Annotated in this window: 19 protein-coding genes; 8 read left to right on the top strand and 11 right to left on the bottom strand. The window is 67.5% G+C overall.

What is annotated here, in order from left to right; translation table 11 throughout:
- Positions 1 to 103: 103 nt before the first annotated feature.
- From LQ564_RS07095 to LQ564_RS07135, 9 genes are all read right to left on the bottom strand, one after another.
- On the bottom strand, positions 104 to 628 hold the full coding sequence (locus LQ564_RS07095; protein WP_231057415.1) for a hypothetical protein: 525 nt from the start codon (positions 626 to 628) through the stop codon (positions 104 to 106).
- 11 nt (positions 629 to 639) lie between these two features.
- A complete protein-coding gene (locus LQ564_RS07100; protein WP_231057416.1) occupies positions 640 to 1512 on the bottom strand; it encodes a hypothetical protein in 873 nt (290 codons plus the stop codon).
- 81 nt (positions 1513 to 1593) lie between these two features.
- Positions 1594 to 2595 (bottom strand): hypothetical protein, encoded by a 1002-nt coding sequence (locus LQ564_RS07105; protein ID WP_231057417.1) that lies wholly within the window; start codon positions 2593 to 2595, stop codon positions 1594 to 1596.
- A gap of 104 nt (positions 2596 to 2699) precedes the next feature.
- A complete protein-coding gene (locus LQ564_RS07110) occupies positions 2700 to 3065 on the bottom strand; it encodes a VOC family protein (protein WP_231057418.1) in 366 nt (121 codons plus the stop codon).
- Between the two features lie 54 nt (positions 3066 to 3119).
- Entirely contained in the window at positions 3120 to 3914 is a 795-nt protein-coding gene (gene hyi / locus LQ564_RS07115; RefSeq protein WP_231057419.1) for a hydroxypyruvate isomerase, read from the bottom strand.
- A gap of 51 nt (positions 3915 to 3965) precedes the next feature.
- Positions 3966 to 5267, bottom strand: coding sequence for an MFS transporter (locus LQ564_RS07120; protein ID WP_231057420.1), 1302 nt, complete (start codon positions 5265 to 5267; stop codon positions 3966 to 3968).
- Positions 5268 to 5271: 4 nt separating this feature from the next.
- On the bottom strand, positions 5272 to 5736 hold the full coding sequence (locus LQ564_RS07125; protein WP_231057421.1) for a MarR family winged helix-turn-helix transcriptional regulator: 465 nt from the start codon (positions 5734 to 5736) through the stop codon (positions 5272 to 5274).
- Between the two features lie 161 nt (positions 5737 to 5897).
- Positions 5898 to 7301, bottom strand: coding sequence for a DEAD/DEAH box helicase (locus LQ564_RS07130; RefSeq protein WP_231057422.1), 1404 nt, complete (start codon positions 7299 to 7301; stop codon positions 5898 to 5900).
- A gap of 250 nt (positions 7302 to 7551) precedes the next feature.
- A complete protein-coding gene (locus tag LQ564_RS07135; protein ID WP_231058119.1) occupies positions 7552 to 8331 on the bottom strand; it encodes an inositol monophosphatase family protein in 780 nt (259 codons plus the stop codon).
- Positions 8332 to 8506: 175 nt separating this feature from the next.
- Between LQ564_RS07135 and LQ564_RS07140 the strand changes: the two genes are divergently transcribed.
- On the top strand, positions 8507 to 9268 hold the full coding sequence (locus LQ564_RS07140; RefSeq protein WP_231057423.1) for an RNA methyltransferase: 762 nt from the start codon (positions 8507 to 8509) through the stop codon (positions 9266 to 9268).
- A gap of 9 nt (positions 9269 to 9277) precedes the next feature.
- Here LQ564_RS07140 and LQ564_RS07145 read toward each other — a convergent pair whose 3' ends face one another.
- A complete protein-coding gene (locus LQ564_RS07145; RefSeq protein ID WP_231057424.1) occupies positions 9278 to 10291 on the bottom strand; it encodes a sodium:calcium antiporter in 1014 nt (337 codons plus the stop codon).
- 185 nt (positions 10292 to 10476) lie between these two features.
- Between LQ564_RS07145 and LQ564_RS07150 the strand changes: the two genes are divergently transcribed.
- The 7 genes from LQ564_RS07150 to LQ564_RS07180 all read left to right on the top strand — a co-directional run bounded on the left by LQ564_RS07150 (position 10477) and on the right by LQ564_RS07180 (position 16193).
- Positions 10477 to 10983 carry a twin-arginine translocation signal domain-containing protein gene (locus LQ564_RS07150; protein WP_231057425.1) on the top strand — a complete coding sequence of 169 codons (507 nt, stop codon included), beginning with the start codon at positions 10477 to 10479 and terminating at the stop codon, positions 10981 to 10983.
- A complete protein-coding gene (locus LQ564_RS07155) occupies positions 10980 to 12578 on the top strand; it encodes a GMC family oxidoreductase (protein WP_231057426.1) in 1599 nt (532 codons plus the stop codon). Before LQ564_RS07150 ends, LQ564_RS07155 begins: the two co-directional genes overlap by 4 nt.
- Complete coding sequence (locus tag LQ564_RS07160; RefSeq protein ID WP_231057427.1) at positions 12575 to 13537, top strand: alpha/beta hydrolase; 963 nt, start codon at positions 12575 to 12577, stop codon at positions 13535 to 13537. The genes LQ564_RS07155 and LQ564_RS07160 overlap by 4 nt, the downstream gene beginning before the upstream one ends.
- Before the next feature lie 47 nt (positions 13538 to 13584).
- Positions 13585 to 14334, top strand: a complete 750-nt coding sequence (locus LQ564_RS07165; protein WP_231057428.1) for a response regulator — start codon at positions 13585 to 13587, stop codon at positions 14332 to 14334.
- 57 nt (positions 14335 to 14391) lie between these two features.
- On the top strand, positions 14392 to 14868 hold the full coding sequence (locus LQ564_RS07170; protein WP_231057429.1) for a phasin family protein: 477 nt from the start codon (positions 14392 to 14394) through the stop codon (positions 14866 to 14868).
- Between the two features lie 76 nt (positions 14869 to 14944).
- Positions 14945 to 15640: a TetR/AcrR family transcriptional regulator gene (locus tag LQ564_RS07175; RefSeq protein ID WP_231057430.1), complete on the top strand. Its 696-nt coding sequence runs from the start codon at positions 14945 to 14947 to the stop codon at positions 15638 to 15640.
- A 13-nt stretch (positions 15641 to 15653) separates the two neighbouring features.
- Complete coding sequence (locus LQ564_RS07180; RefSeq protein WP_231057431.1) at positions 15654 to 16193, top strand: LOG family protein; 540 nt, start codon at positions 15654 to 15656, stop codon at positions 16191 to 16193.
- Here LQ564_RS07180 and LQ564_RS07185 read toward each other — a convergent pair.
- Positions 16190 to 16573 carry a response regulator gene (locus LQ564_RS07185; RefSeq protein ID WP_231057432.1) on the bottom strand — a complete coding sequence of 128 codons (384 nt, stop codon included), beginning with the start codon at positions 16571 to 16573 and terminating at the stop codon, positions 16190 to 16192. The genes LQ564_RS07180 and LQ564_RS07185 overlap by 4 nt on opposite strands.
- Between the last annotated feature and the right edge of the window lie 16 nt (positions 16574 to 16589).

Raw genomic sequence — 16589 nt, forward strand, 5'->3', positions numbered from 1 at the left:
TAGAGGGTGTGAAAAATTCGTCTATGGCTGCGTTGTCTCGTCTCGCCGTACGAGTGTACTGTCTTCGACTCGGCGCCTTGCCATAGCCGTTTTTTCGCATCCTCTACGACGGGCTGGCGTCCGGTGACTTCGTAGTTGGTTTCGGCGCCAGCGCCTCGATCGCCTTCACCTGCTTGCGCACTTTATCCAGCGCCACCAGCACCGGCACGGCCTGGCCGCTGGCGGCCGCGCCGGCCAGGCCGATCAGGCCGGCCACCAGCCCCGTGACTTCGCCGATGACGCCGATGCGGCGGATCTTCTCCGCTGCATCCGCGGTCAGCTGGACCAGTTGCGCCTGCGGCTTGCCGAGCGCCTTGATGATGAAGGTGGCGGCGTCGGCGTACAGGCTGTTGGCGCGCTGGCGCAGCAGGACTTCGTCCTCGAACAGGGCGCGCGCGCTGGCCTGGACCTTTTCCGGCACCGGCTGGCCGGCGTAGGCCCGGATGTCGCGCATCACGCGCTCGTGGATCTGGTCGGCGCACTTCGACAGCTGGTCGGCCAGTTCGGCGATCTGCTCGGGCGTCGCCAGGCCGCCGTCGCCGGCTGCGGGAGCGGGGCTGTTCGGGCTGGGGGTGTCGGTGCTGGCCATGTGCTCTCCTGTCATTCGCCGGACAACCCGTCGCGGATGAGGCGCAGGTCGCGGCCGTAGTTGCCCAGCAGGCGGCGGATTTCATCGCCGGACAGCTTGCCGAGGTTCTCGCGCATCTTCTGGTGCCCCAGCGCCACCTTGGTCAGGCCCTGCAGGGCCAGCTCGTAGCGGCGGTCGATGAGCTTGTATTCGGTGGCCTTGTTCAGGTAGTGCACCTTGGCCAGGGTCACCAGCATGCGGTCGGAATTGCGGGTCGAAAACGGGATCTCGACGTCGAAAATGCCGAGGATCGTCTTCTTTTCATTCTCGTTGGTCTTGTAGTAGAGGCGGGTGAGCTGGATCATGGCGTCCAGCAGCACCTGCACGTCGGCGTCGCCGTCGCGCACCATGGTCTCGACGCTGCGGTTCTGGTAGCCTGATGCGATCACCCGCGTGAGCAAGCGCGTCATGCCGGTATAGGCCGCGATGTGGCGCTGCTGCAGGCCGGATTCCGTATTCGCCTTCAGGCCATTGCCCAGGTCATCGATCCGGGTCGACAGGTCGTAGCGGCTGTCGCCGGCCAGCAGGCTCAGGGTCTGCATATACAGCACCAGGGTCTTCTGGATCGCGACGAAGTCCTCGAACACGGCGCGGCGCTTGGCGTCGTTTTCCTTCGCCAGCTTGTCGGCCGCCGGCGACAGATAAGGCTGCTCTCGTTCGTAGGTGTCGCGGTAGCGGCGCGCCAGTTCGGCATAGCCGCCAAGGCGCGCGGAGGCGTCGGCGAATTCGCGCACTTCCTGCAGGCTGACCTGGCCGGTGCCGGTGGTGGTGGCGCAGGCCGAGAGCAGCAGGGCGCCGACCAGCATCAGGCGCGGGAACAGACAACGGGCAAGGTGTCGCAGCATGGCTTCCCTCCTGGCCGTCGTTCCGGCCCGAAAGGTCCCATTGTTTCAAACTCCGGTCCTCGAAGTTTTGCTGGTAGTCAATTACTCGTCCAGTTCGTCCGGCACGTTGTAACGGAACGCCTTGGTATCGAACACCAGCTTCCAGGTCTTGTCCTCGACCTTCTTGCCGTCGAGCGTGCCGCTGACGGAGACGGTGATCGGCGCCGGAATGCCGCCTTTCGCGCCGCCCAGCTTGTAGGCATAGCGGCGTTCCTGGCACAGGTCGAACATTTCCGGCTCGGTTTCTTCCGGCTCCATCTCGTCCTGTTCGCCGCTACTTGCTTCGGCCGCTTCTTCGTTTGACGCCTGCGCTGCCTCCTGACGGAACGCCTCGTGCGTCTCACGTCCACGCGCGCAGAGATCCTCTTCCATCGTGGCGATACGCGAATGGGGGAACTCGGCCAGCTTGACGATTTCCTCGCCGTGCGGCGCCAGCAGCACATGGCTCACGCTGACCAGGCCTTCCTTGGGATCGCGGCCATCCTTCACTTTCAGCAGCCAGCCCCACAGCTTGTCGCTCAGGGCCAGGAACTGCACGTCTTCGGGCCGCACCGCGGACGAGCCGCCATGCAGGTTCGTCACGGTGATCGCCACCAGCGCACCGGGTTCCTTGGGATTCGGACGCACGTGGAAGGCGCCGAGCCGCGCGACCTCGCTACCGTCGACGGCCGCGCCGCTGGCCATGAAATACATTTCCTCGCCCTCGGGCCCGCCGGGCAGCTTGTTCTGCTGGATCACCTTCATCACATAGGTGCGCTCGTCGGGACCCACGTACAGCCAGCCACGTTTCGACTCGGAATATTTGCCGTAGGTCTGGGTCATCACGTCCTCGATGGTCCCCGCTTCGTCGATCGTGATGCGCGCGACGCTGTCCGGCTCCGCCTCGGTCCGGGCCTGGCGCTGGAATGCCGCGTAGATGGTGATCGCGACGGCGAACACCCCGATCCCCGCCAGCATGTAGAGCGGGATGCGCAGCCAGGACCGCTTGCGCCGTCCGCCGTCCGAACCGTTATTGTCTTCGGAAGAAAGCTTGCCCTCGTCCATACCTGCCTTTCACAAATGGTTACAGCCGGACGAAATTATATCCAGCAACATTTGTAAAAAAGGCAAGAGAGCAATGCAGCGAGGGTAAAGTGTCGTCGCTGACGTCAGGCCACTTTGCTGCGGTCGAAGTGGGGATTCTCGATCACGCCGAAAACATTGCCGTCGGGGTCGCGCACCGTGGCGACGCGGATGCCGCCACCGACGTCCTCGACCGGCTGGTCGGCTTGCGCGCCCAATTCCAGCAGGCGCGCCAGCTCGGCGGACGCATCCGGCACGCCCCAGTAGGCGGTGGCGCCGCTGGCGCCGGGCTGGCCGTCCGGGATCAGGCCGAGTTCGAAGCCGCCGACCTCGAAGCCGACATAGAAAGCTTCGCTGAAATAGTGCGCGCGCTCGAGCACGCGTTCGTACCAGGCGGCGGCCTCGCCCAGGTTAGTGACGGGGTAAATGACGGTGCGCAAGCCCTGGATCATCGCAGCTCCTCGGTTGGGTGAAGCGTCGATGTTGCCCGAACGGCCATGTGCTGTCTACGCGCCGTGCATGGCTTCTTGCGCCTTCTTCAGCCAGGCGAAGGAATCGACGGTGGCGCCTTGGGGCACGTACTCGCAGCCGACCCAACCCCCGTAGCCGAGTTCGTCCAGCAGCCGGAACAGATAGGGGAAATTGATCTCGCCCGTGCCCGGCTGATGCCGTCCCGGCACGTCGGCCAGCTGGATATGGCGGATCAGCGGCAGGTACTGGTGGATGGTCCCGGCCAGCTCGCCCTCCATGCGCTGCATGTGGTAGATGTCGTACTGCAGGAACAGGTTGTCGGCGCCGCATTCGTCGATGATGGCGGCCGCCTGGCGCGTGCCGGTCAGGAAATAGCCGGGGATGTCGCGGTCGTTGATCGGCTCGATCAGCACGGCGAGCCCGTGGGCGCGGCATTCGCCGGCGGCGTGGCGCAGGTTGTCGACATAGGTCGCGTGGGCGCGCTCGACGCCGACCCGGGGTGGACGGCGGCCGGCCAGGCAGTGCAGGCGCGGCACGCCCAGCTCCAGCGCGTAGTCGATGGCAAGCTGGACGCCTTCGCGGAACTCGTCGACGCGGCGCGGGTCGCAGGCGATGCCACGCTCACCCGCGGCCCAGTCGCCGGAGGGGAAGTTGAACAGGGCAAGTTCCAGCCCGTAGCGCTGCAATCGTGCCGCGATCTGGCGCGGCTCGAAGGCGTAGGGGAAGAGGAACTCGACCGCATCGAAGCCGGCGGCGCGCGCGGCAGCGAAGCGGTCGAGGAAGTCGAGCTCGGTGAAGAGCAGGCTCAGGTTGGCGGCGAATTTCGGCATTGCGTACAGGGTCGGGGGTAACCCTGCGATCGTAACCGATCTTGCCACACTTCACGCCGCATCCGCCTCCGTGCGCGCCGGCGCCGCGGCCGGCAAGACCGCATCCGCCAGCGTCGACATCGGCGTGAACAGCCAGGCCAGCAGCGCCGCCGCGGCCAGGAAGATGCCGGCGCCGGCGAACAGGGCGTCCAGGCTCATCATGCTGGCGAGCCAGCCGGCGCCGGCCGCCGCGATCGGCGCCAGGCCCATGAAGACGAACATGAAGATGCCCATCATGCGGCCCAGCATGGCTTGCGGCACGCGCTGCTGGATCCAGGTGAACACGGCGACCTGGATGAAACCGCCGAGCACGCCGATCGCCGCGATCAGCAGCACGCCCTGCCAGCTCTGCGTGACCAGCCCCATCGGGATCAGGAGCAGGCCCGACAAGCCGTCCACCACCAGCAGGGTGATGCCGAGGTTGACCAGGCGCCGCTTGCCCAGCACGCCGGACAGGGCCATCCCGGCCAGGATGCCGCCGCCGTGGGCCGCCATCAGGATCGCCAGCGCCGAGGCGCCGTGCAAGCGTTCGCTGGCGAGCAGGGGCAGCGCCACCTGCATCAGGCCGCCGACCACGCAGGCGCACAGGCCCCAGTAGAAGAAGGCGGTGCGCAGGGTGCGGTCGTGCCAGACGGTGGCCAGGCCGGCGCCGACCGCGCGCCACACCGATTCCTGTTTCCTTGCCTCTGGAGCCGGCCGGGCCAGCGGCCTGACTTTCGCCAGTGTCCAGGCCGAGACGAGATAGGTGAGGCAGTCGATCGCGAAGGCGATCCCGAGGCCGCGCGCATCGCCTTGCCCATGGCTGCCGTCGCCGGCCAGCGCGAACAGCAGGCCGGCCAGCAGCGGTCCGCCCAGCATGGTGAGCTGGCGCATCGCCATCATGGCCGCATTGGCGGGCGCCAGGTGCTGCGGCGCGACCGCGTGCGGCAGCATCGAGGTCCCGGCCGGGATGCTGAAGGCCGAGGCGATCGACAGGCCGATGCCGAGCGCCGCGACCAGCGGCAGGGTGGCGGCCTGGAGCAGCACCAGCAGCGCCAGGATGCCGAGCAGCGCCGTGTTGACGTACTTGGTCAGCATCAGCACGCTTTTCGGCGAATAGCGGTCGACCAGGGCGCCGCCGAACAGGATCAGGATGGCGCGCGGCACGCCCATCGCCGCCACCATCGCGCCCAGCGCCAAGGGGTCGCCGGTGAGCTGCAGCACCAGCCAGGGCAGGGCGATCATGGTGAATTGGTCGCCCAGGGCGGAGATGACGCCGCCGCTCATCAGCCAGGTGAAATTCGGGTCGCGCCGCAGCGCCTGTTTGCCGTTCATGGGTTCACTGCCCGCCGGCGAGCTGGGCCAGCAGGTTCGAGGTGGCCTGCATCTGCTCGCGGGAAGGCGCCCCCAGCAGATTGCGGCTGACGTTGTGGACCACGACGCCGGCATTCGTAACCAGCTCGCTGCCGGCGGGCGTGATGATGGCGTAGCCGACCCGGGCGTCGCGCGGATCGCTCTGGCGCGCCACCAGGCCGATCTTTTCCAGCGGCAACAGCGAGCGGGTCACGCCGGAAGCGGTGAGACCGAGCTTCTCGGCCAGGTCGACCCGGCGCAGGCGTCCGCCCGGCGCGCGCTGCAGGTTCAGCAGCAGCTGGTAGTCGGCGAAGCTGATGCCGTGGTGGCCGCCGAGGGCGTTGTCGAGCCGGCGCGACAGGGCCGCCCAGGCGCGCGCCATGCGCAGGCAAAATTCGCTGGTCGGGCTGTCGAGGGGAGCGTCGGGGGTGGTGTCGTTCAGGTCGCTCATGGCGGGCCTCCATACTTGAGAAATAGTTGATTACTCAAATATAGGCCGTTCATCGAAACTTAGCAAGTGTTTGAGTGCTCAAGTATCACTTTTGGGCGAAAAGAAACCAGTGCCGGACAATGTCGTCGGGCACTGGTTTTTCGAGAAGGCCTGGCTAACGCTTACGAGTCGCGGTTGCCCGGACGCGAGGCAGGGCGCGGGCCGCGGCCACCGCCGCCATTGCCGTTGCGGTTGCCGCCGTTCGCATTCGCGGGACGCCCGCCGTTGCCGCCGGCCGGACGGCCGCCGCCCGCACCGGCGCCTGCACTGCGCGGCTGGCTGTTGCCGCCACGGTTGCCGCCAGGACGGCCGCCACGGTTGGCGTGGCCCGGCGCGCCGCTGCGCAGCTGGATCGGTTGCGCCTTGGCGTTCAGGTCCGGCTCGAAGCCCGGGATCACGTGACGCGGCAGGGTCTGCTTGATCAGGCGCTCGATGTCCTTCAGCATCTGATGCTCGTCGACGCAGACCAGCGACACCGCTTCGCCGGTGGCGCCGGCGCGGCCGGTACGGCCGATGCGGTGCACGTAATCTTCCGGCACGTTCGGCAGGTCATAGTTGACCACGTGCGGCAGCTGGTCGATGTCGATGCCGCGCGCCGCGATGTCGGTCGCGACCAGCACCTGCAGGCTGCCGTCCTTGAATTCGGACAGCGCCTTGGTGCGCGCCGACTGGCTCTTGTTGCCGTGGATCGCCATCGCGCCGATGCCGTCCTTGCCCAGCTGCTCGACCAGCTTGTTGGCGCCGTGCTTGGTGCGGGTGAACACCAGCACCTGGTGCCAGTCGTTTTCCTTGATCAGGTGCGACAGCATCGGGTGCTTCTTGTCGCGGTCGACCGGGTGGATCTTTTGCGCGATCACTTCCACGGTCGAGTTGCGGCGCGCGACTTCGATCGATTGCGGGTTGTTCAGCAGGCGGTCGGCCAGGGCCTTGATCTCGTCCGAGAAGGTGGCCGAGAACAGCAGGTTCTGGCGCTTCGGCGGCAGCAGCGCCAGCACCTTCTTGATGTCGTGGATGAAGCCCATGTCCAGCATGCGGTCGGCTTCGTCCAGGATCAGGATTTCGATATTCGACAGGTCGACGGTGCGCTGGCCGGCGTGGTCCAGCAGGCGGCCTGGCGTGGCGACCAGGATGTCGACGCCTTGCTTCAGGAGCTTGATCTGCGGGTTGATGCCGACGCCGCCGAAGATGACGGCCGAATTCAGGTTCGTATACTTGCCGTATACGCGCACGCTTTCCTCGACCTGTGCCGCGAGTTCGCGGGTCGGGGTCAGGACCAGGGCGCGGATGGCGCGCGGCGCGGTCTTGTTCTTCAATGCCGTGCCGACCTTGTCGTTCGACAGCAACTGAAGGATCGGCAGGGTGAAGCCGGCGGTCTTGCCGGTGCCGGTCTGGGCGCCGGCCAGCAGGTCGCCGCCATTCAGCACCGCGGGAATAGCCTGGGCCTGGATCGGGGTCGGCGAAGTATAGCCTTGTTCAGTCACCGCGCGGACGATCGCGTCGGACAAACCGAGAGTAGAAAATGACATAAATTCTTTATCAAAAGTCGACCGCCGCCACCTGGCGCCAGTCTGGGGAAACCGGATTAGTCATTGCAGGCGGGACGCGAGACAACCGCGGGAACGCCGGACGCCGCCGCCCGCATCGAACAATGCGGGCAGGCCAGCCGGGATTATAGAGGAGTTTGTTTCTCTATGGAAAGTTTCTGACCGGGACTTTCCAGCCGGTACAACGGGCGTGTTCGGACACGCCCGGTAGCACGGTCGCTATTCTACGCGATTAGGCAAAAGCCGACAGCAGCGGGACCATGGCGCCGAACACCTTCGGGCCGGCGGCGATCACGTCGCCCTTGTGCAGGTACTCGGATTCGCCGTTGAATTCGCCGACGATGCCGCCCGCTTCCGTGACCAGCAGGGCGCCCGCGGCGATATCCCACACCTTCAGGCCCTTCTCGAAGAAGCCGTCGATGCGGCCGGCGGCCACGTTGGCCAGTTCCAGCGCGGCCGAGCCGCCGCTGCGCACGCCGTGGCAGCGCGAGGCCATCACTTCGTACATGCGCAGGTATTCGGCCAGCGCGCGCGGGTCCGGGCCGTGGCCCGAGCCCAGCAGGGCCTTGCCGATGCGGTCGTGGTTGCGCACGCGGATGCGCTTGTCGTTCAGGTAGGCGCCGGCGCCCTTGGTGGCAGTGAACAGGTCGTTGCGCACCGGGTCGTAGACCAGGGCGTTGGTGATCACGCCTTTCTGTTGCAGGGCGATCGAGATGCAGAAGTTGGGGTAGCCGTGCAGGAAGTTGGTGGTGCCGTCGATCGGGTCGATGATCCACACGTTTTCGCTCTCGTCATTCAGGTTCTTCGACGCGCCCGATTCCTCCGCCAGGATGGCGTGGTCCGGGTAGGCCTTCAGCAGGGTTTCCACGATGGCCGCCTCGGCCGCCTGGTCGATGTCGGTGACGAAATCGTTATGATTTTTTTCAGAAATGGTGATGCGATCGAGATCGAAGGACGCGCGGTTGATGACGGTGGCGGCGCGGCGGGCGGCCTTGATGGCCGTGTTGAGCATTGGGTGCATGAGCTTTCCGTGGAAAAAACGCGAACGCCCACCGCGCTTCGATGCGCCGTGAACGGTCTGCTGAATAGAGAATGACAAAGAGCAAAGCGGTGCCGAACCCGTTAAAATCCCGGACTTGTCAATCCAGGATTCCAAGCGCTCGCACCGCGCGATGGCGCTATTTTAAATGAACCAGACCGAAATCAACACATCTCTCTTCAAAAGGCTGCGTTTTGTGCTGGTCGAGACCAGCCGCGCCGGCAATGTCGGCTCGGTGGCGCGCGCCATGAAGACAATGGGATTCAGCGACCTGGTGCTGGTCGCGCCGCGCTGCGCCGACCCTTTGCACGATGCGGAAGCGGTGGCCTTTGCCAGCGGCGCGGGCGACGTGCTGCAGAATGCGCGCATCGTCGGCACTATCCAGGAAGCGCTCGAGGGCTGCAATTTCGCGGCCGCCGTCTCGGCCCGGCTGCGCGAATTCTCGCCGCCCGTATGGACGCCGCGCGCCTTCAGCGTCCACGTGGCGGGGCGGGGCGAGCTGCGGCCGGCGCTCATCCTCGGCAACGAGCGGGTCGGGCTGCCGAACGAGATCGTCGAGGGCTGCAACGTCCTGATCAATATTCCGGCCAATCCGGATTATTCGTCGCTGAACCTATCGCAGGCGGCCCAGGTGCTGGCGTATGAAGCGCGCATGGCGGCGGCCGGCGACACGGTGGACGAGCGCGGCGTCGGTTTTCATGGCGACGCGGCGAGCGTGACCCAGATCGACGGCATGTACGCCCACCTGGAAGAGGCGCTGGTGGCGGTCGGCTTCCTGAATGCGAACAATCCGAAGAAGCTGATGCCGCGCCTGAAGCGCCTGTTTTCCCGCACGGGGCTGGAAACGGAAGAGGTCAACATCCTGCGCGGCATCGCACGCGCGATCATCGAAGGCGTGTCCGGGAAGTGAGCCGCGCGGCTATCCGGCGCCGAAGCGGTGCTGGGGGTAGCTGTTGAGGCCGAACAGCACGAGTGCGCCGATGCTGTACCAGCTCATCGTGCCCAGCACGCGTGTCCGGGTGCGCGTCACCAGCGCGCCGATCACGAGGCCGGACATCGCCAGTGCGACGAACACGCTGACCGCGTGCACCGGCGAAACCGCCGACAGCAGGGGACCCTGGCGATAGGCCACGTCATCCACTGCGAGCATCACCATATTGAACATATTACTGCCCAGGATGCTGCCGAGGGCCATGTCGACCCGGCCGATGCGCAGGGCGGTCATCGCAACCGACAGTTCGGGCATGGACGTGGCGGCCGCGACGAACAGGGTGCCGACGAAGGAGCTTTCCCAGCCCATCAGCTCCGCAAGCCGGGTCGCGACGAAGGGCAGGTAGCCGCCGGCCGCCACCACCACCGCCGCGGCAATCGCGTATATCAGAATGGCGCGCGACATGGCGACATCGCCCTCGCCGGCCTGGTCCTTTTCTTCGTCTCCATGGCGTCTTTCCTGGAGATCGATGGCGCGCATCGACAGTACGTAGAGGACGACCAGCAGGGGAGAGACGATGCCGACCTGCCAGAATGCGACCCCGTCCAGGCGCTTGCCCAGCACGAGTGCGGCGCCGGCCAGCGCCAGCAGGCCGACGCCGAACGCGGCCGACAGGATGTGATTCTGGCTGACGCTGCCATACAGGGGTTCCTTGCGGCGCAAGGCATCGAGGAAGGCCAGGATCAGCAGGTTGAAGACGCAGCTCCCGAACACGTCGCCGGCGGCCAGATCCGGCTTGCCTGCGAACCCCGCGGCGCTGATCCCGGTGGCCAGCTCGGGCAGCGAAGTGACGGTCGACAGCAGCAGCAGGCCGGCCAGGTTGCCCGACCACCCGGTCTTGGCGCCGATGATGTCGCCGTAGCGCGCGAGCTTGCCGCCGGCGTAGCCGATTACCGCCATGCAAGTGAGAAACTGGATCCAGGCGCCCGCCATGCCATTCATCGTGAGCCTCCCAGGTTGAAAGAAGATCGTATCGCCGTCCGGCTGCACTGTAGCCGAATACGGCAGGCCGGCATGCACGGCAGCCGGAACTGCCGCGCTCCTGCCCGAGGAATGCTTCTAGTTCCGGCCTTCGTCCCGGTCCGCGCCTGGCGTACACTAATCAGGAGAAAACACCAGAGACAGCCATGGGCACATCACGCAGGACCTTCCTGAAAGCGGGCGGCATCGGCGCGCTGGCATTGGCCGCGGGTGGGGCGCTGTATCGCCTGCGTCAGGACGCCGCGCCGCACCGCTTCACCCTGGACGGCGAGGCGGGCGCCGCCCTGCAGGCGATCGCGCCCGCCATCCTGCTCGGCGCCTTGCCGCCCGGCGCGGCGCTGGAGCCCACCATCGACGCCGTGCGTGCGGCCATCCTCGGCCTGCCGCCCGCCACCCAAAAAGAAGTGCAGGACCTGTTCGGCCTGTTGGCGCTGGCGCCTGCGCGGCGCCTGCTGACCGGCGTCTCCGGCGGCTGGGAAGGCGCGCGCATCGAGGAGGTCAGCGCCTTCCTGCAGGACTGGCGCCTGCACCGTCTCGGCCTGCTGCGCAGCGCCTATCACGCGCTGCACGACCTGGTGCTGGGCGCCTGGTATGCGCAGGAGAGCAGCTGGGCGGCGATCGGCTATCCCGGCCCGATGAAGGAGCTGTCGTGAGCATCGTCCCCGATCCGATCCGCGCGGGCCTGGACCAGGGCTGGAAGGTGATCGATGCGTCGGCCCTGGCCGGCGACCTCGCCCTGGAGGCCGACGTCGTCATCGTCGGCAGCGGCGCCGGCGGCGGCGTCACCGCCGAGATCCTCGCCAAGGCCGGCCTGTCCGCCATCATCGTGGAAGAGGGCGCCTTGAAGACCTCGAGCGACTTCAAGATGCGCGAAGCCGATGCCTACCCCGCGCTGTACCAGGAATCAGCCGCGCGCAAGACCGCGGACAAGGGCATCAACATCCTGCAGGGCCGCACCGTGGGCGGCTCGACCACGGTCAACTGGACCTCGAGCTTCCGCACCCCATCCACGACGCTGGACTGGTGGCGCCGCCACTACGCGCTGCCGGATGCGACGCCGGAAGCACTGGCGCCCTGGTTCGCGCTGATGGAAGAACGCCTGCACATCGCCGACTGGCCCGGAGCGCCGAACGAGAACAACGACGTGCTGCGCCGCGGCGCGCAGAAACTCGGCATCCCGACTGGCCTCATCCGCCGCAACGTCAACGGCTGCTGGAACCTCGGCTACTGCGGCATGGGCTGCCCGACCAATGCCAAGCAGTCGATGCTGGTGACGACGATTCCCGCCGCACTGGCACGCGGCGCGACCCTGCTGACGCGCGTTCGCGCCGAGCGCTTCGTCTTCCAGGGCGAACGCGCCGATACGCTCGAATGCCGCGCGCTGGATGCGGCCGGCGTCCACACGACGGGCCGCACCCTGCGCCTGCGCGCCCGCCATTACGTGGTCGCCGGCGGCGCCATCAACTCGCCCGCGCTGCTGCTGCGTTCGAAAGCGCCCGACCCCAGCGGCCTGCTCGGCAAGCGCACCTTCCTGCACCCGACCGTGATCTCGGCCGCCTTCTTCCCGCAGCGGGTCGAGGCCTGGCAGGGCGCGCCGCAGACCGTCTATTCGGACCACTTCCTGGGTGGCCCGCTCGCCGGCCCGATCGGCTACAAGCTCGAAGCCCCGCCGCTGCATCCGCTGCTGCTGGCCACCACCATGAACGGCTTCGGCGCACAGCACGCGCAGATGATGCGCGAATTCCCGCATCTGCAAGGCATGCTGGCCCTGCTGCGCGACGGCTTTCACGACGGGGCGCCCGGCGGCACCGTGCGCCTGCGCGGCGACGGCAGTCCGGAACTCGACTATCCTCTGAGCGACTACCTGTGGGACGGCGCACGCCGCGCCCTGCTCACCATGGCCGAGATCCAGTTCGCGGCCGGCGCCAGGGAAGTGCTGCCCGCGCACGAGATGGCCGGTCGCTATCGCTCATGGCATGAAGCGAAGACCGCGATCGCCGCGCTGCCCCAGGGCCTGCAGCTGACGCGCGTGGCCTCGGCCCACGTGATGGGCGGCTGCGCGATGTCGGGCAGCGAGAAGCTCGGCGTGACGGCGCCCGACGGCCGCTACCGGGGCCTCGTCAACGTCTCGGTGCACGACGGTTCTCTGTTCCCGACCTCGATCGGCGCCAACCCGCAGCTGTCGATCTATGGCCTCGCCGCGAAGCTGGCGAGCGGCCTGGCCACCGCCCTGAAAGGCCACGCATGAGCACCCTGAGTTCGCGCCAGCTGCTGCGCCTGATCCTCGTCATCCAGGCGCTCGCGGCTCTCGCCATCGGCCTCGCCGCCGTGAACATCCTGGGCGCCAGCCGCTGGCAAGGTTTGCTGGCGGGCCTGGGCAGCGTGCTGCTGGTGCGCCTGCTCATCAACGCCAACAACTTCGTGATGAGCGTGCGCTACGCCAGCCCGACGCCGCACGCCTTCCGGGTGCGCCCGCTGGCGAGCCTGCGCATGTTCTTCGAGGAGTTCGCGGCCAGCATGCTGCAGTCGTCCTGGACCATGCCGCGCGCGCGGCCCTGCATGCGCGTCCACGCCAGCAATGACGGGTCGAGTGCGCCGCCGGCGCTGCTCCTGCACGGCTACGGCTGCAACAGCGGCTACTGGTCGCACCTGACGCCGCGCCTGGACGCGGCCGGCATCAGCCACGCCGCCATCGACCTCGAGCCGCTGATGGGCGACATCGACGGCTATGCGCCGCGCGTGCAGGCGGCGGTCGACCGGCTGTGCGCCGCGACCGGCGCCGGGCAGGTCGTGATCGTCGCGCACAGCATGGGCGGCCTGGTCGCGCGCGCCTGGATGCGCGCCCACGGCACCGCCAGGGTAGCGCGCGTGATCACACTCGGCACGCCGCACCACGGCACCTGCCTGGCCGCCTTCGGCCTCGGCCTGAACGCGGCCCAAATGCGGCGGGCCTTCAAGGACGAGCCGCCCGAATGCGCCTGGCTGCGCGAGCTGGCGCAAGGCGAAGAAGCGCAGGCGCGCGCCCTCGTCACCTCGCTCTACAGCCACCACGACAACATCATCGCCCCGCAGACCTCGAGCGAATTGCCGGGTGCGCGCAACCGCGCTTTCGGCGGCATTGGCCACGTGGCGCTGGGCCGCAATGCGCGCGTGCTGGACGTGGTGATGGACGAGATCGCACAGGCCCGGCGCGAACGCGTGTATTGACGCGGGGCGTGGTACAGTAGGTCCAACGCCGCAACCGGAGCGCCGTCTTGGCCCGCATCCTGATCATCGAAGACAACCCCGCCAACGTCGAGCTGATGGCGTTCCTGCTCAGCGCCTATGGCCACACGCCCGTCAGCGCCCCCGACGGCGCACGCGGCGTCGCGGCCGCCCGCGCCGAGCGGCCTGATCTCGTCGCCTGCGACGTCAACCTGCCCGGCATGAACGGCTTCGAGGTGCTCGCCAGCCTCAAGGCCGAGCCGCAGCTGGCCGGCGTGCCGGTGCTGGCCGTCACCGCGCTGGCGATGGCGGGCGACCGCGAGAAGGTGCTGGCGGCCGGCTTCGACGGCTACATCAGCAAGCCGATCGAGCCCGAGAGCTTCGTGGCCGAGCTGGAAGCCTTCCTGGTCCCGGCCGACGCCCCGCCGGCCGCGCAGCCGGCCGTGCTGCTGGTCGACGACGATCCCTTCATGCTGGCGGTCCTGGGCGAAATGCTGGCCGGCGAACCCTGGCGCGTGCTGAGCGCCGCCTCCGGCGAGGAAGGCCTGGCCTTGCTGGCGCGCGAAGCCGTCCAGGTCATCGTATGCGATCAGTCGATGCCCGGCATGAGCGGCGCCGAGATGCTGTCCCGCGCCGCCGCCCTGTATCCGCACACCGTGCGCCTGATGCTGACCGGCCAGCAGGACCTGGCCGGCGTCGAAGCCGCCGTGCACAGCGGCGTCGCCCACGCCCACTACGCCAAGCCCCTGTCCGCAAAAAGCCTGCGCGAACACATCGCCGCGGCCCTGCGCTCCCTTTAGAAGCCCGCTTCTAGCGCGCGTCCCTAAAATGGTCTTCATCGACCATCAGGACCCATCATGAGCAAGAAACTCCCCGACCCGGACGACGACGAGGCGCTCGCGCGCGCGGTGCGCGACTCGGCCCGGCAAATCTGGCAGGCCGGCCTGGGCGCCTTCGCCAAGGCGCAGGAAGAGGGCGGCAGCGCCTTCACGCGCCTGGTGCGCGACGGCAGCGCGCTGCAAAAGCGGGCGCGCGAAGTCGAGGAAGCCGCCGACATCGTCGGCCGCAAGGCCAGCCGCGCGGTCGCGCGCGAGAACCGCCGCACCGGCGGCTCCTGGGGCAAGCTGGAGCAGGTCTTCGAGGACCGCGTGGCGCGCGCCCTGGCCACCATCGGCGTGCCGGCCGCCAGCGAAGTCGAGGCCCTGCGCCGCCGCGTCGACGAACTCGAACGCATGCTGCTTGATCTGGCCGGGCGCCTGCCGCCGGCCTCCGCACCGCGCAAGCGCCGCGCCGCCAAGTCCCCATCCGGGCCGGAGGGCGGCGAAGGCGCTTGAGCAGCCCTTGCCGGCAATGCCTGTTTGGCACCATTTGGTGTTATCCTCGCGGCTGGAACCATAAACAGCGCCCTTCATGCAACAAAAAGCTCCACGCCGGACCCGCGAACGCATCCTCGAGCTCTCGCTCAGGCTGTTCAACGAGTTCGGCGAGCCGAACATCACGACGACCGTCATCGCCGAGGAGATGAATATCTCGCCCGGCAACCTGTACTATCACTTCCGCAACAAGGACGACATCGTCAACTCGATCTTCGCCGGCTTCGAGACCGAGATCGAGCGCATCCTGACGGTGCCGGCCGGACGCCGCTCGAACATGGAAGACGTCTGGCTCTACCTGCACCTGATGTTCGAACTGATCTGGCGCTACCGCTTCTTCTACCGCGACCTCAACGACCTGCTGTCGCGCAACCGCAAGCTCGAGCTGCACTTCAAGGCCATCCTGGCCCACAAGATCAAGGTCGCGCGCCAGCTGTGCGAAGACCTGCGCAGCGAAGGTTCATTGGAAGCGTCCGACCAGCAGATCGGCGCCATGGCGACGAATATGGTGGTGGTGGCGACCTACTGGCTGTCCTACGAATACGTGCGCAACCCGCGCAAGTACAGCGAGCAGCAGGCGATCGCCGACGCGCTCGCGCGCGGCTGCTACCAGGTGCTGTCGATGCTCGGGCCCTACCTGCGCGGCGACACCCGCCTGCTGTTCGAGAAGCTGTCCGAGGAATACCTCAAGAAGCTGTCCGCCGAGGCCCGCCCCGGCGCCGAATTCCTGTAACGAACCCGATCCCATGAAAACCCTGGCCGTCTACTGCGGCGCCTCGCACGGCGTCAATCCTCTCTATACCGATGCCGCGCGCCTGCTGGCGGCGAGCCTGGTCGAACACAATATCGGCCTGGTCTACGGCGGCGGCAAGGTCGGCCTGATGGGCGTGATCGCCGACGAGGTGCTGCGCCTGGGCGGCGAAGCCACCGGCGTCATCCCCAAGGCGCTGGTGGAGCGCGAGGTCGGCCACGCGGGCCTGACGCGCCTGTTCGTGGTGAAGGACATGCACGAGCGCAAGGCCATGATGGCCGAGCTGTCGGAAGGCTTCATCGCCATGCCGGGCGGGATGGGCACGCTGGAAGAGCTGTTCGAGATGGTGACCTGGGCCCAGCTCGGGATCCATGCCAAGCCGATCGGCCTGTACAACCCGAACGGCTTCTGGGACAAGCTGGTGGAGTTCGTGCGCCACCAGAGCGCGGAAGGCTTCGTGCGGCCCGAGCACCTGGGCCTGATGCGCGTGGAATCGGACGCGCACGCCCTGATCCGCAGCCTGCACGCAGCCTAGCAGAAGCCGTGCCGCCCCAGCGCGGCCTTCAGCCCGTCCCTGAATTCCGTGTAATCGAGCGCCTTGTGCACGTACTCGATCGCGCCCAGCGCATCGGCGCGGCTGCGGTCGGCCGCCAGGTTCGACCCTGACAGGACGATCGCCGGCACCCGCCTGCCGGCGTGCTCGCGCAGTCTGCCGAGCAGTTCAAAGCCATCCACGCGCGGCATCTTGAGGTCGAGCAGGATCAGGTCGAAGCGCTGTGCGCCGGCCAGCTGCCACGCTTCCTCGCCGTCGCAGGCGACCACGATCCGGTGCGGGATGGTGCAATCGTCGAGCGCGCGCCGGGTCAGCATCACGTCGAGCAGCAGGTCGTCGACCAGGAGAATGTCTTTCGTCATGGCCTGCGATGCTAGC

The organism is Massilia phyllostachyos (assembly GCF_021044825.1).
In the GTDB taxonomy this organism is placed as follows: Bacteria; Pseudomonadota; Gammaproteobacteria; order Burkholderiales; family Burkholderiaceae_D; genus Telluria; species Telluria phyllostachyos.

Excerpts from the sequence above, each read along its gene's own strand:
- LQ564_RS07105 (WP_231057417.1), bottom strand. The coding sequence starts at position 2,595 with ATGGACGAGGGCAAGCTTTCTTCCGAAGACAATAACGGTTCGGACGGC.
- hyi (WP_231057419.1), bottom strand. The coding sequence starts at position 3,914 with ATGCCGAAATTCGCCGCCAACCTGAGCCTGCTCTTCACCGAGCTCGAC.
- LQ564_RS07175 (WP_231057430.1), top strand. The coding sequence starts at position 14,945 with ATGCAACAAAAAGCTCCACGCCGGACCCGCGAACGCATCCTCGAGCTC.
- LQ564_RS07130 (WP_231057422.1), bottom strand. The coding sequence starts at position 7,301 with ATGTCATTTTCTACTCTCGGTTTGTCCGACGCGATCGTCCGCGCGGTG.
- LQ564_RS07150 (WP_231057425.1), top strand. The coding sequence starts at position 10,477 with ATGGGCACATCACGCAGGACCTTCCTGAAAGCGGGCGGCATCGGCGCG.
- LQ564_RS07100 (WP_231057416.1), bottom strand. The coding sequence starts at position 1,512 with ATGCTGCGACACCTTGCCCGTTGTCTGTTCCCGCGCCTGATGCTGGTC.
- LQ564_RS07110 (WP_231057418.1), bottom strand. The coding sequence starts at position 3,065 with ATGATCCAGGGCTTGCGCACCGTCATTTACCCCGTCACTAACCTGGGC.
- LQ564_RS07180 (WP_231057431.1), top strand. The coding sequence starts at position 15,654 with ATGAAAACCCTGGCCGTCTACTGCGGCGCCTCGCACGGCGTCAATCCT.
- LQ564_RS07145 (WP_231057424.1), bottom strand. The coding sequence starts at position 10,291 with ATGAATGGCATGGCGGGCGCCTGGATCCAGTTTCTCACTTGCATGGCG.
- LQ564_RS07160 (WP_231057427.1), top strand. The coding sequence starts at position 12,575 with ATGAGCACCCTGAGTTCGCGCCAGCTGCTGCGCCTGATCCTCGTCATC.
- LQ564_RS07185 (WP_231057432.1), bottom strand. The coding sequence starts at position 16,573 with ATGACGAAAGACATTCTCCTGGTCGACGACCTGCTGCTCGACGTGATG.
- LQ564_RS07120 (WP_231057420.1), bottom strand. The coding sequence starts at position 5,267 with ATGAACGGCAAACAGGCGCTGCGGCGCGACCCGAATTTCACCTGGCTG.
- LQ564_RS07140 (WP_231057423.1), top strand. The coding sequence starts at position 8,507 with ATGAACCAGACCGAAATCAACACATCTCTCTTCAAAAGGCTGCGTTTT.
- LQ564_RS07125 (WP_231057421.1), bottom strand. The coding sequence starts at position 5,736 with ATGAGCGACCTGAACGACACCACCCCCGACGCTCCCCTCGACAGCCCG.
- LQ564_RS07170 (WP_231057429.1), top strand. The coding sequence starts at position 14,392 with ATGAGCAAGAAACTCCCCGACCCGGACGACGACGAGGCGCTCGCGCGC.
- LQ564_RS07135 (WP_231058119.1), bottom strand. The coding sequence starts at position 8,331 with ATGCTCAACACGGCCATCAAGGCCGCCCGCCGCGCCGCCACCGTCATC.
- LQ564_RS07095 (WP_231057415.1), bottom strand. The coding sequence starts at position 628 with ATGGCCAGCACCGACACCCCCAGCCCGAACAGCCCCGCTCCCGCAGCC.